The following is a 16,155-nucleotide window of genomic DNA, read 5'->3' as shown; positions in this document are numbered from 1 at the left end:
ACACCATGAACACTCACGCAATTTCCATTAATCCGGCAACCGGTGAAACACTTTCCACTACGCCGTTTGAGACTATTGAAGCGCTGGATAAAACCCTTGCGAGCAACCACCGTGCTTTTAAGCACTGGCGTACCGTACCGCTGACGTTACGGGCAGATAAACTGCGGGCTCTTGGCGTTGCGCTGCGCAATAACGCCGAAGCGATGGCACAAATGATCACCGCTGAAATGGGTAAGCCGATTGCCCAGGCGCGCGCTGAAGTGGCGAAATCCGCCAGTTTATGCGACTGGTACGCAGAACATGGCCCGGCAATGCTTGCGACCGAAGGCACGCAGGTAAAAAACCAGCGGGCGGTGATTGAATATCGCCCGCTGGGAGCCATTCTCGCCGTGATGCCGTGGAACTTCCCGCTCTGGCAGGTGCTGCGTGGGGCGGTGCCCATTTTGTTGGCCGGGAACAGTTACGTTCTGAAACCTGCGCCAAACGTAATGGGCAGCGCGTTGCTGATAAAACAACTGTTTGCTGAAGCGGGGTTCCCGCAGGAATTATTCGCCGTGATTAACGTCACGCCGGAAGGTGTCAGCCATGCCATCAACGATTCCCGCATTGCCGCCGTAACGGTAACGGGCAGCGGGCGTGCCGGAGCCGCAATCGGTGCTCAGGCCGGGGCGGCACTGAAAAAATGCGTGCTTGAGTTAGGCGGTTCCGATCCGTTTATCGTCCTCAACGATGCGAATCTTGATGAAGCCGTAAAAGCGGCTGTGGTTGGGCGTTTCCAGAATACCGGGCAGGTCTGTGCGGCGGCGAAACGCTTTATTGTTGAAGCGGGAATAGCAGACGCCTTCACCGAGAAATTCCTCGCTGCGGTGCAGGCTTTACTCCTCGGCAATCCGGAGGATGAAAAGACATTTATCGGCCCTATGGCGCGGTATGACTTACGGGATGAACTGCATCAGCAGGTGACAACGTCACTTAATCAGGGGGCGACATTGTTGCTGGGGGGAGAGAAAATCGCGGGCGAAGGGAATTACTACGCGCCGACGGTTTTAGGAAACGTGACGTCGGAGATGGTGGCGTTTCGCGAAGAGCTGTTTGGCCCCGTGGCGGCGATTACTCTTGCTCGCGATGCACAGCACGCACTGGATCTGGCAAACGATAGCGATTTTGGCCTTTCAGCGACGGTTTACACCGCCGATGCACAACGTGCGGATGAATTTGCGGCTCGCCTCGAATGCGGCGGCGTGTTTATCAACGGCTATAGCGCAAGCGACCCGCGCGTTGCCTTTGGCGGTGTGAAGAAAAGTGGCTTCGGGCGTGAACTTTCTCATTTTGGCCTGCATGAGTTTTGTAATGTGCAGACAGTATGGAAAGACCGCCGCTAGCTTCTGATATACTGGCGGGCTTAAAACCCGCCAGATCAGGAGCTTGTGGTGCCAGGTTTACTCAATAATCAACTGTTGGAAGATATTCTCACCCAGGTACGGCCTTTAATTGGCCGTGGCAAAGTGGCCGATTATATTCCGGCACTTGCCGAAATCCCCGGAAATAAGCTCGGGATTGCAGTATGTACCGTAGACGGTGAAGTTTTTAGCGCCGGAGAGGCAGCAGAACGCTTTTCTATCCAGTCCATTTCCAAAGTACTCAGTCTGACGCTGGCGATGGGGCGTTATGAAGAGCACGAAATCTGGCAGCGCGTGGGGAAAGAGCCGTCCGGCCAGCCGTTCAATTCCTTGCTCCAGCTTGAGCTTGAACAGGGTAAACCGCGCAACCCGTTTATTAATGCCGGAGCGCTAGTGGTGTGCGACATGCTGCAAACCCGGTTAAGTGCGCCCAAACAGCGCATGCTGGAAGTGGTGCGGACGATGGCGGAGCAGCCCGATCTGGCCTACGACGCACGCGTGGCAAAATCTGAGTTTGAACATTCAGCGCGTAACGCAGCTATCGCCTGGCTGATGAAATCATTCGGTAATTTCGAAAATGATGTGATTACAGTCTTACAAAATTATTTCCATTATTGCGCCTTAAAAATGAGCTGCCTTGAGCTTGCAAAAACATTCCTGTTTCTGGCAAACGAGGGGCGAGCTTTACATCTTGATGAGCCGATTATTACGGCGCAACAGGCACGGCAAATTAATGCCCTGATGGTGACCAGTGGGATGTACGACGGCGCCGGTGAGTTTGCCTATCGGGTGGGGATGCCGGGGAAATCGGGCGTTGGCGGCGGGATTATCGCTATCGTTCCGCATGAGATGTCGATTGCGGTGTGGTGCCCGGAGTTAGATACCTCGGGGAACTCCCTTGCCGGAACGGCAGCCCTTGAGATTCTGGCCCAGCGCATTGGCCGATCGATCTTCTGACTGTAAAGAGGGGAAACGCGTGTCCCAAATAAACTATGCTAAGCTAGAATTTATTTTTTGCACTCATCCAGTTTTATTATTTCTTGAAGCAGTGCATGCATAAATATGAGTAAAACAAGCATGTCTAATCAAGCTAAATGGGCTTTCTTTTCGCCTGAAAAACCGTTGGCAAACGCCATTAATATATTTTTCGTGACGACGCTATTCTACTTTTTTGGCGCGTCCCTGCGGCTGATTGACGAGCTGTCGCTGTTCTGGCCGCTGAACGCGGTGCTGGCTGCAGTGTTTGTACGCAATCCGTTCTTAAATCGGGCGGTTTATTATTTCGTCAGTTTTAGCGCGATGATTGTCTATGACGCTTTCACCACGCATTGGGGATGGCAGTCTGCGGTAATAAACCTTTCAAATATGGTATTTATTATTATCGTCAGCCGTCTGCTATTACGTTATTCCCGAACGCAAGATGAGAGTAATTGGGCGCTCAATGCGTTTAATCTTTTCTATGCCTGTCTTATTGGTTCTATTCTCAGTTCTTTATTAGGCGCGGCAGGTTCGAACGGCCCGTCGTCGGACTATCGCCAGTTTCTTTCGCTTTTCGCAGACTGGTTTAGCGAACAGTTCTCGACCGGCGTGCTGATGGTGCCCTTCCTGCTCATGGCTAAATGGCCGCAGTGGGAGAAAATGCCCGCGTTTCATTTGTCCAAAATTTACCCTTTATCAGGCGTCATTATCTCGGTTATCGCGTCGGTGGCGATCGGCGGAGCCGGGAGCCTGGCGTTTCCGTTACCGGCGCTTATCTGGTGTGCCATTCGCTACCCGCTGCCGATAACGGCGTTGCTGACGCTGTTGACCGGCGGAGTGGAGATTATTCTGGTCGCCAACTCGATTGTGGTGATTCACGAAAATCAGCCGCTGATGGTGAGCGAAATGTTCTCGGCACGCCTGGGGATCGCCACCATGGCAATTTGCCCGCTGATTGTGTCGGTAAGCGTGGATGCCATTAACCGGTTGATCAAACAAACTTCACTCAGGGCGGATTACGACTATCTCACCGGTATTTATTCCCGTTCCGGCCTTTATGAAGCACTGAAAACCAAAATGCCGTCGATGCATCTTCCCCAACATAAGCTGTGCGTCATGCTGCTGGATATTGATTATTTCAAACGGATTAATGACAACTACGGCCACGAATGCGGGGATGTGGTGCTTAAAGCGTTTGCCGCGCAGTTAAGTAAAGTGGTGGGTAATCAAGGCCTGGTGGCGCGTCTTGGGGGCGAGGAGTTTGTCGTCGCTTGCAGTACGGATTGCGAAGAGCAAAGCTATATTCTGGCGGAGAAAATTCGCCAAAGCACTGAATTGACGGCGTTCCGCTATCAACAACAATCGTTGTTTATCACCATCAGTATCGGGCTTGCTACCACGACGCCGGAGAAAGAGTCGCTGCCAGATGCGTTTAATATCCTGCTGGCTGAAGCCGATAAATATCTCTATTTGTCGAAGCGCAACGGGCGTAACCAGACCAGCATGGCCTCCTTTAACGCACTCGAAGTGCACAGCGCGCAGTAGAAAAGGGGTACCGAAACAGGCGTAGAGTTGTTCTACCAAAAAAGTGTGATAAAAAAATTGGTATAACAACTCTAGTTTGATCAAAACGGGGTTTCATTACGTTGAGTTCTGATAATTTGAGCAGGATATTTCTGGCTGTTTACCTGTACTCACCAAGGAACAACATAGTGAAAACGCTTAATCGTAATGATTTCCCTGGCGCTCAATATCCTGAACGTATTATTCAGTTTGGTGAAGGCAACTTCCTGCGTGCTTTCATCGACTGGCAAGTAGATTTGCTCAATGAACACACCGACTTAAATGCGGGTGTGGTTATTGTTCGCCCAATCGACAGCGCTTTCCCGCCGTCGTTATCCACTCAGGATGGGCTTTACACCACAGTGATCCGTGGTTTGAATGAGCAGGGCGAAGCGGTAAGCGATGCGCGCCTGATTCGTTCAGTTAATCGTGAAATCAATGTCTATCAAGAATATGACGCGTATCTGAAACTGGCTCATAACCCAGAGATGCGTTTTGTCTTCTCTAATACCACCGAAGCGGGCATCAGCTACCACGCGGGCGACAAATTTGAAGATGCGCCAGCGGTGAGCTACCCGGCCAAACTGACACGTTTGCTGTTCGAGCGTTTCAGCCACTTCAACGGTGCTGCGGATAAAGGCTGGGTGATCATTCCTTGCGAACTGATCGACTACAACGGCGATGCGCTGCAAGAACTGGTGCTGCGTTACGCGCAAGAGTGGGCTCTGCCAGCCGAATTCATTCAGTGGCTGAATGACGCCAATACCTTCTGCTCAACGCTGGTAGACCGCATCGTTACCGGTTATCCGCGTGATGAAGCCGCCGACATCGAAAAATCTTTAGGTTACAAAGATAGCTTCCTGGCCGCCGCCGAGCACTTCTACCTGTTTGTTATCCAGGGGCCAGCCTCGCTGGCGCAAGAACTGCGTCTGAACAAATTCCCGCTGAACGTGCTGATTGTCGACGACATCAAACCGTATAAAGAACGTAAGGTTGCGATTCTGAACGGGGCGCACACCGCGCTGGTTCCAGTGGCTTATCTTGCTGGCCTGAATACCGTTGGCGAGTCCATGAACGATGCAGAAGTCTGCGCTTTCGTGGAAAAAACGATTGCTGAAGAGATTATTCCGGTGCTGGATTTGCCGCGTGATGAGCTTCAGTCATTTGCTCAGGCCGTTACCAGCCGTTTCCAGAACCCGTATATTCAGCACCAGTTGCTGTCTATCGCCCTGAACGGCATGACGAAATTCCGCACCCGCATTCTGCCGCAGTTGCTGGCAGGCCAGCAGGCGACCGGAACGTTACCTCCGCGTTTAACTTTCGCCCTGGCGGCGCTGATTGCCTTCTACAAAGGCGAGCGCAACAACGAAAGCTATCCATTGCAGGATGACGAGCATTGGTTAGTGCGTTACCAGCAGCTTTGGGCTTCCCTGGGCGATAAGCAAATTACCGAGCAACAACTGGTTGAAACGGTATTGAGCGACAGCGACCACTGGGGTCAGGATTTGACTCAGGTTGCAGGCCTGGTAGCAAAAGTGAGTGAAGATCTGCAGGTGATTCTGACTCAGGGCATGCGTGCCGCTTTGGTTCGTTACTGCTAGTACTTTGCGGGTGGATGGCGTTGTCGCTTATCCACCCGGCAAATCGTGCGGAACCACCGCTTTCGTAGGTCGGGTAAGGCTCATGCCGCCACCCGACGTTCGCTACTTATCCCCACCCATAATCACTTTCATGGTTTCTTCATCTGGCAATCCCTGATGTTGCTGCAAGCGTCCCTCTTTATTCAGGTAGTAAATAGACGGCGTGGCGGTTCCCCCCAGTTCATCCATCAATGCCAGGTTATCTTCCAGCGCTTTGGTGATTTCCGGTTTGATGGTCGCCGGAATTTTTAGCTCCATTTTGCCCTTACTGTTCTCATACTCCGCGAGGGTTTTCGCCGGATCTTTTGCCATCATAATTGCGGCAGCTTTTTGCCCGCTGTCAGGGCGCAACATACCTACCATCAATACCCGCAGTTGCACTTTTCCAGACGCCAGCCACGGCTGCGCGTTCTGCCAGAACTGTGTGCAGTACGGGCAGTAGGGATCGGCAAAGGCGTAAACCACCTGCGGGGCATCGGCTTTGCCTGCGGCTATCCAGTGGTTTTTCTCAAGTTTTTGCCACATCTCTTTGGCCATAGGCGCATACACCCATTTTTCTACCTGCTCATCACTGAGATTTTTACCTGCGGCATCGACTAAATTGCCCATAATCGCATGCTGTTTATCCGGCGTCAGAAAGACGGTCGTGCCTTGTCCCTGGAACTGCATCACGTAGCCGGGCAGATTACCCGGCCCTTTAAATTCACCTTTCAGTTCAAAACCTTGCTGCTGTAAGGCGCTAATTGGGGCAGGGAGTTTCGCCTCTGCGGCCAACGCAGAAGTGCTGGTAAGCAGGGCGAGCGACAGAGTCCATACTGCAATTTTCATTACGTCATCCTTATCATTCTTTTGATGAATGTTTGCCCGGATAGGCTACATGTCGACCGTCTGGAAGGAAAGTTTTCGATTAGAAAGATGCCAGAGCGTTATTTTGCTATCGTATGCGCAATTATTCAGACTCACTGGACGCATTATGACCCACTCATCAAAAGACCCACTGCACGGCATGACACTTGAAGCCATTGTGAATGCTTTAGTCGCGCGTTTTGGATGGGAAGAACTGGCAAAACGGATCAATATCAATTGTTTTAAAAGTGACCCAAGCGTGAAATCGAGCCTTAAATTTTTGCGCCGCACCCCGTGGGCGCGTAAAGAAGTCGAAGACCTCTATATCGATATGGTTGAGACGGCGAGCGAGGCGTCAAACGACGTTCCAGCCGATAGCCCTTGGGCAAACTGGCAGAATAAGAAAGGTCAGGAAGAATAGCGGGCGGGGATTATCTCCTCGCAAGCCGTGGGTATTTCTTCAACCCGCTCTGCGCAGCAAAATAACCAGTACAAACACGCCGCCGACGCCTGCGGTAATAATACCGATGGGTAATTCCTGCGGCGCGGTAAGCGTGCGGCTGAGAATATCCCCGGCAGAAAGCAGGATTGCGCCCATTATGCCCACCAGCGGCAATAATCTTCGGTGGCGAACTCCGGCGAATGGGCGCGCCAGATGCGGCACCATTAAGCCGACAAAACCGATAACACCCGTCAGGGAAACTAATATTGCCGTTGCCAGCGAGCAGCAGAGAAATACTTCCGTTCGCAGACGATTGACGTTGATCCCCAGCGACCACGCCGCCTGCTCACCTGCAAGCAATGCGTCCAGCGCCCGCCAGCGAAGGGAAATCAGCACCGCCAGTATGATCAGCGCCACGGCGGCAAAGCCGATATTTTCCCATCGGGCAAAACCTAATCCCCCAAGCGCCCAAAATAACGCATTACTCGCCGCACGCTGATCGCCTGAAAAAATCAGGTAATTGGTCAACGCGCCGAATAAAAAGGAGACGGCCAGCCCGCAGATAATCAGCTTTTCTGCCCCTTTATGAGACTGCGACATAAAGATAATCATTACTGCGGCGGCTGAAAGGATACCGCCGACAAACGCCGAGATGGGGAGTGTCCACGCGCCCAGGCTGTCGCCGAGGCGGGTTATCACCAGCACGACGCCCGCTGAGGCACCGGACGATAAACCAAATAAGAAAGGATCGGCCAGATCGTTACGCGTGGTGGTTTGCAGCAGAGAACCCACCAGCGCAAGCCCGGCTCCGGCTATCATGCCCAACAGCGTGCGCGGTAAACGCAGTTCAAGCACGATGCTTTTTATCATCGGGTCGACGTCGCCGTGCTGCAAACCGAGCGCGGTTAATACGTCTGAAAAAGAGAGCGACACGCTCCCGTTGGCAACGCTTGCCAGGGTGAGCCCCGCCAATATTAACGGGGCAAAAATCCACACCAGCAAATAACGCTTATTACCCGGCATTACTTAAATGCGGCCGGGTAGAGCGCATGGGCCAGTTTATTTATCGCGCCAATATTGGCAGGCCCCGGCGTCAGTTCCGCATATTTCAATTTCAAATAACGGTGATTCATCACCGCAGGGGTATTTTTCATTAACGGATGCTGCTCAAGGAAACGCCGTAATCCTTCCGGGCCGCCGTTATAATCTGACTGATAGTCCATCAGAATAATAAATTCAGGTTGCGTAGCCGCCACGCTTTCCCAGTTGGTCGTCGCCCAGCTTTTATCCAGCGTATCCATAACGTTTTTACCGCCTGCGGCTTCGATAATTGCCGTTGGCATGGCGTAAGCGCCGCTGGTAAACGGCTTATCTTCTCCGGAGTCGTAGAGGAAAACACGCACGGGTTTGTGTCCTGCGGTTTTTTTCGTTAACTCGGCAACCTCTTTTTTCCAGCCAGCGATCAGTTTTATGGCGTCTTCTTCTTTACCAAAAACTTTCCCGAGCCGCAGCAAATCGCCATACAGCAAATCCATGGTGGTGCGAGAATGATGGCCTGCTACGTGAACGCAACTCTCGGTGAGAATCAGCGTTTTAATATTAAATTTTGCCAGGGCCTGCGGTGTCACGTCGCCACGCAATCCGTAGTTCCAGCCTGCAAAGAAGAGATCCGGTTTGGCGGCAAGAAGGGTTTCCATCGACGGATATTTGGGGGCTAATTCAGGAATTGAACCCTGTAAACGGGTAAACGCCGGGATATTTTTGTACCAGCCAGAAATACCGGTAACCCCGACTATCTCAGGCTGGAGGTGCAGAACAAACGCCATTTCAGACATGTTGATGTCGTGAACGATCATGCGTTTGGGCGCCTGGGTAAACGTCAGTGGCTTGCCGCAGTTATCGACGGTGACAGGAAATCCGGACGCGCTGGCGCCGCTACAAATAAGGGTCAGCAACGCGGCGAGAGTAGCTTTTTTCACATCAACTCCTGAATCATTAGGCGGGTGGTTCATTCGCCCCTTTAAACCGCCGCACCATACATGAATTGATGACATGAATAGATCTGGTCAGATCAAATAATGAGTAGTTATTTGTATTTCAATCAATTTCTGACGGCAGGGCTTCGAAAATTCGCAACGTTTGGCCGTTTTTCGGGTGCGTAACATGCAAACTTTGCATCCCAAAAACCTGTTGCAGACAGGGGGAGTCGAGCACTTGTGCGGGGGTGCCCCGGCACACTAGCTGCCCGGCATTCATCATCAGTACCTGATCTGAGAAGGGCTGGATCAGTTCGAGATCGTGCAGTACCGCAACGGTAGTGATGTTTTTTCCTCTGACGAGGCTTAATAGCTGGTGGCGGGCGAGCGGGTCGAGATGGTTGGTGGGTTCATCAAGCAATAGCAGCGCCGGTTGTTGCGCCAGCACGCGGGCAAAACCTGCGCGTTGGCGCTCTCCGCCGGACAATTTCCCCAAAGCAACCTGCTGCAGATGGGTAATTCCCACATCTTTTATCGCATCAGTAATCACTTTTTCATGCCCGGCGTTCGTGCTCTCCGCCTGCCAGGGAATACGGCCTAATGCCACATATTCACCGACCGTCAGCCGTAAATCGGCGTTGTCATGCTGGGTTAACAGCGCCACGCTGCGCGCGCGTTCAATCGGCTTCATGGCTCGCAACGCTTTACCCTGAAGGGTGATTTCGCCGCTGGAAGGTTGCAGCTCATTGATAAGCAGGCGCAGCAGCGTGGATTTGCCACTGCCATTTGGCCCGATAATCGAGACAAACTCCCCGGCAAAAATATCAAAAGAGACGGCATCCACCTGCGGCGATTTACCGTTGAAGCGGTGGGAAAGGTCACGGACACAGAGCAAACATTCAGGCGCAGGGGCTTTCATTGGCAACGTTATTGATAGCAAAAGTGAGGCTCAGGATAGCAGCCATGCCGTATCGGGCAAGCGGCAAACGTTGATAATCAGTTGCCAGAAGTTTCGTTATATAATTTAATATACACCGAATTTACTCTTATCCAGATGGCACTTATGTTAATCCTTCGTAATATTGCACTGGTTTGCGCCAGTGCGTTTTTTGCTTTTTCCGCTCATGCAGACCGCGTTATCACCGACCAACTTGGCCGCCAGGTCACTCTTCCTGACCACGTTGAAAAGGTGGTGGTGCTGCAACATCAAACCCTGAATATTCTGGTGCAGCTCAATGCGCAAGATGAAATTGCCGGGGTAATGACGAGCTGGAAAAAACAGCTTGGCCCAGAATTTTCACGTTTTATGCCAAAGATTACTTCTTTACCTACGCCCGGCGACCTCACCGAGGTGAATATTGAAAGCCTGCTGGCGATTCACCCTCAGGTGGTGTTTGTGGCTAACTATGCGCCCGTCGAGATGATCCAACAGATCCAAAGCAGCGGCATTCCTGTGGTAGCGGTTTCTTTGCGCCAGGACGCCGAAGGGCAGCAAAACAAAATGAATCCGACGATGGGCGACGAAGAAAAAGCCTATAACGAAGGATTAAAACAAGGGATTCGGTTAATCGCCGATGTTGTTGGGCGCAAACCGCAGGCTGAAGCGTTAATCAACTACACGTTTACCGCGCGTGAGAAATTTAACGCGCCGGTTGCGAAGATCCCTGAAGCGCAAAAAGTACGTGTCTATATGGCGAACCCGAATTTGATGACTTACGGCTCCGGAAAATATACCGGCCTGATGATGAATCATGCGGGGGCGCTCAATGTGGCTGCCGCCACGGTTAAAGGGGCTCGTCAGGTTTCCCTTGAGCAAGTGTTGCAGTGGAACCCGCAGGTTATCTTTGTACAAGATCGCTACCCGCAGGTGGTGGCTGAAATCCAGAACGATCCCAACTGGCAGGGCATTGATGCGGTGAAAAACCATCGTGTCTGGCTGATGCCTGAATATGCAAAAGCGTGGGGTTACCCAATGCCGGAAGCGCTGGCGATTGGCGAGTTGTGGATGGCGAAAAAACTCTATCCTGAAGCCTATAAAAATGTCGACGTGGATGCTCAGGCGCAAGATTACTACCAGCGTTTCTACCGCGTGAACTGGCAGGCAAATGCTCAGCAATAACTCGTTTTTTCCCCGGCAACTGGCACTGATGATCTCAGTGCTGTTGCTGGGCATCGGGTCGCTGTGCCTGGGGCAATTTCCGCTTTCATTAAGCGATGTTTTCCATCAGTTAACCCACTTTTCCAATGAGCAAAGCATGTCTGGCCAGATTGTCTGGTCAGTCAGGCTGCCGCGTATTCTGATGGCGTTGCTGGCCGGTGGTGCGCTGGGGTTATGCGGTGCCACGCTGCAAGGCGTGTTTCATAATCCGCTGGTCGACCCGCATATTATTGGCGTGACATCCGGTTCAGCTTTCGGCGGCACGTTGGCGATTTTGCTCGGCCTGGAGCCGGTGTTGATGATGGGCTCGACGTTCTTTTTTGGGCTGGCGGCGCTGATTCTGGTGTATGCCATTGCGGCTTTGCAGGGCAAGGAAAACGCGCTGATCCTGATCTTGTCCGGTATTATTCTGAGCGGATTTTTTGCCGCTCTGGTTAGCCTGATTCAATACCTGGCGGATACCGAGGAAGTGTTGCCGAATATTGTCTTTTGGCTGTTGGGCAGTTTCGCCACGGCGAACTGGCACAAGGTCTGGATGCTGGCCATTCCGGTGAGCGTCGCCGCGCTGATCCTGTTTAAGCTTCGCTGGCGCATTAATTTGCTCTCCCTCAATGATAAAGATGCCAAAGCGTTAGGTGTGGCGGTGGTGCCATTGCGGCGCAGCGTTTTAGTCTGCTGTGCTTTATTGGTGGCCGCGCAGGTTGCGGTGAGCGGCAGTATCGCCTGGGTCGGGTTGGTGATCCCGCATCTGGCGCGTCTTCTTGTGGGTGTGGATCATCGCCGCCTGCTGCCAACGGCTTTCTGGTTGGGAGGTGGATTTATGATTGTGGTGGATGATATTGCGCGCACGTTTTTGCAGGCTGAAATTCCGCTCGGGATTATTACGGCGTTGCTTGGCGCACCGTTGTTTACCTTCCTGTTAATTCAATCCAGCCGCAGAGGACGCCAATGAATTCCGGTGAATTACGCGTTGAGCAATTATTATATGGCTACGCAAAACCGCTGTTCGAACCACTGAGTTTTCACGCCCGAAAAGGGGATGTTTGGGCGGTGCTCGGGCGAAACGGTCTGGGGAAAAGTACGCTGCTGGACACGCTGACCGGCACATTAAAACCGCTGGGCGGGCGTGTTGAAAACAAGGGCGGGATAGGTATCGTCGCGCAACATTCTCATCTGCCATTTCCGTATTCGGTTAGCGATGTGGTGCTGATGGGTAGGGCGCAGCATGTAAAACTTTTTTCGCAACCGCGCCGCGAAGATACGCAGCGAGTGACTCAGGCGCTGGAGCAGTTAAATATTGCGCATCTGGCCTCGAACACTTTTAGTTCTCTTTCCGGCGGGCAGCAGCAACTGGTGATGATCGCCCGCGCTCTGGTGACGGCAAGCCAGACGCTGCTGCTGGATGAACCCTGTTCTGCGCTGGATCTCGCCAATCAGCAGGTGGTGCTGCAACTCATCAGTGACCTGGCCCATCGGCAGCAGCGCGGCATCATCTTTACCACGCATGACCCGGTTCACGCGCTACAGGTTGCCACGCATACGCTGCTTTTGTTGCCCGAGGGGAAATGGCTGGCGGGGCCAACGGATTCTATTGCGACGGAAGAGAATTTGGCCCAGGCGTACGGTTTAAGTCTGCGCAAAATCGGGGTAGAGAATTACGCCACCCCGTTTATTGCGCCACTTTTTACTATTGAAAGGTAGCCGGTAGAAAACCCGCCGCTGCTAAAAACGCCTGACCTTCACTGGCAAGAATAAACTCAACCAGGGCGATCACTTCCTGGCAGTCATCAAGCACGGCTAACTGATATTCGCACTGGATATTGTGTTCAGGTGGGATAGCGACGCTGCGAATATCCGGCTGCCCGCTTAGCGCTTTGCCATAATGCGCGTAACCGATAAATACATCCGCCAGGTCCTGGCGCAATATCCACGCGCTGGCCAGTTCACCCGCCGGGATGGTGACAGTGTCACGCCCGCCGACAAGCTGAATTGCGCGGGAGCGAAGTGGTTCCCCCCGACCTTGCTGAAGTTGCTCAAGTTTATCAAACAGGGCCCAGGTGTAATCCCCGGACGGGTCGCAGCCGGGTGTCGATGTCCCGATGCGTAAGAGTGGGTTGCTCAATAATTCCAGCCAGTCGCCATTTTTCTGCGTCGTCAGGCTGAGTTGATTCCAGCAAAAAGTATGGGCGGTGGCCGCTTTGCCCTGGGCAAGCAAGCGTTGCGGATGTTCCCGATTTGCCGAAGCGAAAAGGGCGCAAGGCTCACCGGCTTCAATCCGCTCCCTCAAAAGACCCGCAGGGCCATACTGAACGGCAACCTCAATTCCGGTCACCTGCGTAAAGTGGTTCAGTAGCGGTGTAAAAGCCAGCCGCAAACTGCCTGCGGCTAAGAGTGGTAAAGGTGATGTCATCTGTTTTCCAGGAGCAGGGCTACGTTAATGAGGTTATTAATATAAATGACTATTCTTAAATTTTGCTAATGGCTTTTACTATTTGCTGCACGGCGCAGGCGACGTTTTTTGTACAATAATCGACATAATCAAGATGGATTATTTTGTTTTTATCTACATCGCTGCGATCATCATTAATCAGTAAACATCCAGACAATGCCTTTACATAGATTGCTAATTAGCCAATAAAAAGCACCCGCAAAAAAGAGCGATAATATGGAAATTTTGGGATGCAGACTTGTGGGGGTGTAATTATAGATATCGGCAAAGACAATCCCGGTGACAATATACGTTAATAAAGCAAAGCAATAGGCTTCGACTAATTTTTTCCTTTTCTGGTTCATGAATTAACTCCAGTAAATACGCGCAGGAAAACTGTAGAACTATAAGTGAGGGCGTTATTTATATCATATGCCCCTGCCAAATAAAGACCTTTGTTCACAATTTTAGCCGTCGCCGCTAGAAACAGCATTTATTATGTTGCATTATTAAGAAGAGGCATACAGGAGTAAGGTAATGGAAAAATACGTTTTTTATACCAAAGACTCAGCTACAAAGGTGTTCGCAAAAAGTTCGCTCTCACCCAATGATATCAGTCAGTTAAAAGAGGACGGATTCAAAAAATACCCCTTAGAATTTGAGGCGGAAAGTAAGCAGCAGGCCATTGCAAAATTAAATGAAAATGGCCGTGAAAGCCTGGAGTCATTGAGCCAGTTCACCGGCAATCATCTTTTCATGATCATATTAATGGTGGGAACATTTATCTTAATTTATCTACTTCGCTGAGATAATAAAAAAAGCACCCTGTCATGAATCATGATGCTCTTAGCAGGCTAAATCATTATTTATTCAAATGCGCCGCAAATCCCACTTCGCCGGGGGCAATCTCGTCTTTTAATGTCAGCGAAGGAATTGCGTAATCTCCGGCATTTTGTTTACGGAATGGGATAGGGGATGTATTCCACAGGTTATCCAGGCGCTCGGCATATGCCTGGCATAACTGCGCGAAACGCGTTTCGTCGGTTTTGCCGGTGCGGTAAAACGCCAGCGGCGGCAGTACGTCAAAACCCGGGTAATGCAGTACGCCGTGCTGGATGGGGAACAGGAGGTCCTCAAGTGGCCCGTTGATGCCTCTCTCGCTGTAATGCGGCTCCCATCCGCCCATTGTGGTGACCAGCATGGCGCGTTTGCCCGCCATTCTGCCTTCACCGTAACGATCGCCCCAGTGCGTATCAGAGTGCTCGCCCACGCCATAACCAAATCCATAGGCATACACGCGTTCAACCCAACCTTTCATAATGGCGGGCATGGAGAACCACCACAGCGGGAACTGGAAAATGACGGCGTCCGCGTTCAGGAGTTTTTCTTGCTCAGCGGCGATGTCTGCGCTTTGCGTGCCGGCTTCAAAGGCATTTTTAGACTCAAGCGAGGGGTTAAACGGCATATCACCGCTCCAGGCCGTATTGTCCATCGCATCCACCTGTGGTTTCCAGTTCATGGCGTAGAGGTCGGAAACCTGCACGGTGTGCCCGGCATTTTGCAGATGTTGAACGGCAAAATCCTTGAGTGAACCGTTAAGGGATTTTGGCTCCGGATGGGCATAGACAATCAAAATATTCATACAAACTCTCCGTTAAGTGTTGAACGCAGAGTAGGCGCGTGTCAGGTATAATAGAAATTAATTGATTTGATAACAGGTATAGTCGTGCACAATTTCAGAATGATTGATCTCAACCTGCTGCTGACTCTGGATGCGCTGCTGGCGGAACATAATGTGACGCGCGCGGCGCAGCGGCTGAATTTGTCGCAGCCGTCGGTCAGCGTGCAGCTTTCCAAACTGCGCGACATTTTTAACGATCCGCTGTTATTGCCCGGCCCAAGGGGAATGCTGCCCACGGCAAGAGCCGATGAATTACGTAAGCCTCTGAGAGAAGCTATCGCCCAGCTTGAGCTTGCCGTTTCCCCGACAAAAACCTTCGAACCGGCACAAAGCCACTTAACCTGGCAAATCGCGGCGGCAGATTATGGCGAAAAGGCGATTGTGCTGCCTACGCTCGCGGCTTTACGTACGGCGGCTCCTCACACGCGATTAGCGATTGTAGAAACGAAATCTGCGCGATCTGTCCGGCGCATGGAGCAGGGCGAAATCGATCTGATTTTCCATTCCATGGATAACGCCCCGCAAGGTTTACGCCATCGAGTCTTGTTTGAAGAAAATTATGTGTTAGTCAGTCGCCTCGGGCATCCAAAACTTGTGTCCCCGCCAACGCTTGCCCAATTCAAAGACCTGGAGCATGTAATGGTTTCCCCTGAAGGCGGCGGTTTTTATGGCATTACGGATAAGGTGCTCGAAAGCATGGATTTAAAACGAAAAGTGGTGCTGTCAGTGCCGCATTTCTTGTTTGTTCTGTCCGTACTGGAACAAACCGATCTGGTTGCGATGTTGCCCTCACGGCTGGTCAGAAATAATCCCGCGCTGCAAATTCATCACCCGCCGATCGCTATTCCCGGTTTTAAAATGGCCATGCTTTGGCATGAGCGTTCTCATCTCGACCCGGCGCACAACTGGCTGAGAAATTTATTTTTATCCACGGTGGGTGGTGAGTAATTAGAGTTTCTTTATAGCTATCCCTACAAATTAAATATAGCCTCTGGAAATAGTTTGTAGGGGAATTCTTCTTTACCCTCTGATGCTGCAAAATA

16 protein-coding genes are annotated in these 16,155 nt (G+C 51.7%); 10 read left to right on the top strand and 6 right to left on the bottom strand.

All coding sequences use genetic code 11. From position 1 onward, the window contains the following. The first annotated feature begins 5 nt into the window (after window positions 1-5). From AB1E22_RS20415 to AB1E22_RS20400, 4 genes are all read left to right on the top strand, one after another. On the top strand, window positions 6-1,382 hold the full coding sequence (locus tag AB1E22_RS20415; RefSeq protein ID WP_367597047.1) for an aldehyde dehydrogenase family protein: 1,377 nt from the start codon (window positions 6-8) through the stop codon (window positions 1,380-1,382). Between the two features lie 48 nt (window positions 1,383-1,430). Next, window positions 1,431-2,357, top strand: coding sequence for a glutaminase B (gene glsB / locus AB1E22_RS20410; protein ID WP_367597046.1), 927 nt, complete (start codon window positions 1,431-1,433; stop codon window positions 2,355-2,357). 120 nt (window positions 2,358-2,477) lie between these two features. Further along, a complete protein-coding gene (locus AB1E22_RS20405) occupies window positions 2,478-3,923 on the top strand; it encodes a GGDEF domain-containing protein (protein ID WP_367597045.1) in 1,446 nt (481 codons plus the stop codon). 167 nt (window positions 3,924-4,090) lie between these two features. After that, on the top strand, window positions 4,091-5,542 hold the full coding sequence (locus tag AB1E22_RS20400; protein WP_367597044.1) for a tagaturonate reductase: 1,452 nt from the start codon (window positions 4,091-4,093) through the stop codon (window positions 5,540-5,542). A 102-nt stretch (window positions 5,543-5,644) separates the two neighbouring features. Here AB1E22_RS20400 and dsbG read toward each other — a convergent pair whose 3' ends face one another. Then, window positions 5,645-6,409: a thiol:disulfide interchange protein DsbG gene (dsbG, locus tag AB1E22_RS20395; protein ID WP_367597043.1), complete on the bottom strand. Its 765-nt coding sequence runs from the start codon at window positions 6,407-6,409 to the stop codon at window positions 5,645-5,647. Between the two features lie 145 nt (window positions 6,410-6,554). Between dsbG and AB1E22_RS20390 the strand changes: the two genes are divergently transcribed. Then, complete coding sequence (locus AB1E22_RS20390) at window positions 6,555-6,848, top strand: VF530 family DNA-binding protein (RefSeq protein ID WP_367597042.1); 294 nt, start codon at window positions 6,555-6,557, stop codon at window positions 6,846-6,848. 39 nt (window positions 6,849-6,887) lie between these two features. Here AB1E22_RS20390 and AB1E22_RS20385 read toward each other — a convergent pair whose 3' ends face one another. The 3 genes from AB1E22_RS20385 to AB1E22_RS20375 form a co-directional block, all read right to left on the bottom strand. Continuing rightward, window positions 6,888-7,892 (bottom strand): FecCD family ABC transporter permease, encoded by a 1,005-nt coding sequence (locus AB1E22_RS20385; protein WP_367597041.1) that lies wholly within the window; start codon window positions 7,890-7,892, stop codon window positions 6,888-6,890. Further along, window positions 7,892-8,848 carry an ABC transporter substrate-binding protein gene (locus AB1E22_RS20380; RefSeq protein WP_367597040.1) on the bottom strand — a complete coding sequence of 319 codons (957 nt, stop codon included), beginning with the start codon at window positions 8,846-8,848 and terminating at the stop codon, window positions 7,892-7,894. Before AB1E22_RS20380 ends, AB1E22_RS20385 begins: the two co-directional genes overlap by 1 nt. Window positions 8,849-8,966: 118 nt before the next feature. Further along, a complete protein-coding gene (locus tag AB1E22_RS20375) occupies window positions 8,967-9,764 on the bottom strand; it encodes an ABC transporter ATP-binding protein (protein WP_437178424.1) in 798 nt (265 codons plus the stop codon). 144 nt (window positions 9,765-9,908) lie between these two features. Here AB1E22_RS20375 and AB1E22_RS20370 point away from each other — a divergent pair, with 144 nt between their 5' ends. Genes AB1E22_RS20370 through AB1E22_RS20360 form a run of 3 tightly spaced genes read left to right on the top strand, consistent with a single transcriptional unit; the run spans window position 9,909 to window position 12,704 of the window. Then, complete coding sequence (locus AB1E22_RS20370; RefSeq protein ID WP_367597038.1) at window positions 9,909-10,964, top strand: ABC transporter substrate-binding protein; 1,056 nt, start codon at window positions 9,909-9,911, stop codon at window positions 10,962-10,964. 28 nt (window positions 10,965-10,992) lie between these two features. After that, a complete protein-coding gene (locus AB1E22_RS20365; RefSeq protein WP_437178423.1) occupies window positions 10,993-11,955 on the top strand; it encodes a FecCD family ABC transporter permease in 963 nt (320 codons plus the stop codon). Then, window positions 11,952-12,704 carry an ABC transporter ATP-binding protein gene (locus tag AB1E22_RS20360; RefSeq protein WP_367597036.1) on the top strand — a complete coding sequence of 251 codons (753 nt, stop codon included), beginning with the start codon at window positions 11,952-11,954 and terminating at the stop codon, window positions 12,702-12,704. The genes AB1E22_RS20365 and AB1E22_RS20360 overlap by 4 nt, the downstream gene beginning before the upstream one ends. Here the strand turns inward: AB1E22_RS20360 and AB1E22_RS20355 are convergent. Further along, entirely contained in the window at window positions 12,691-13,413 is a 723-nt protein-coding gene (locus AB1E22_RS20355; protein WP_367597035.1) for a substrate-binding domain-containing protein, read from the bottom strand. The genes AB1E22_RS20360 and AB1E22_RS20355 overlap by 14 nt on opposite strands. A gap of 555 nt (window positions 13,414-13,968) precedes the next feature. On the opposite strand from AB1E22_RS20355, the gene AB1E22_RS20350 reads away from it, so the two are divergent. Beyond that, a complete protein-coding gene (locus tag AB1E22_RS20350) occupies window positions 13,969-14,238 on the top strand; it encodes a hypothetical protein (RefSeq protein ID WP_367597034.1) in 270 nt (89 codons plus the stop codon). A gap of 55 nt (window positions 14,239-14,293) precedes the next feature. Here the strand turns inward: AB1E22_RS20350 and AB1E22_RS20345 are convergent, their stop codons facing one another. Next, window positions 14,294-15,073, bottom strand: a complete 780-nt coding sequence (locus AB1E22_RS20345; protein WP_367597033.1) for an NAD(P)H-dependent oxidoreductase — start codon at window positions 15,071-15,073, stop codon at window positions 14,294-14,296. A gap of 84 nt (window positions 15,074-15,157) precedes the next feature. Between AB1E22_RS20345 and AB1E22_RS20340 the strand changes: the two genes are divergently transcribed. Further along, complete coding sequence (locus AB1E22_RS20340) at window positions 15,158-16,060, top strand: LysR family transcriptional regulator (protein ID WP_367597032.1); 903 nt, start codon at window positions 15,158-15,160, stop codon at window positions 16,058-16,060. Window positions 16,061-16,155 lie beyond the last annotated feature (95 nt).

This window comes from Buttiauxella gaviniae (genome assembly GCF_040786275.1).
GTDB lineage: Bacteria > Pseudomonadota > Gammaproteobacteria > Enterobacterales > Enterobacteriaceae > Buttiauxella > Buttiauxella gaviniae_A.
The sequence above is the reverse complement of the archived record's forward strand: the minus strand, read 5'-3'. Positions and strand labels throughout refer to the sequence as shown.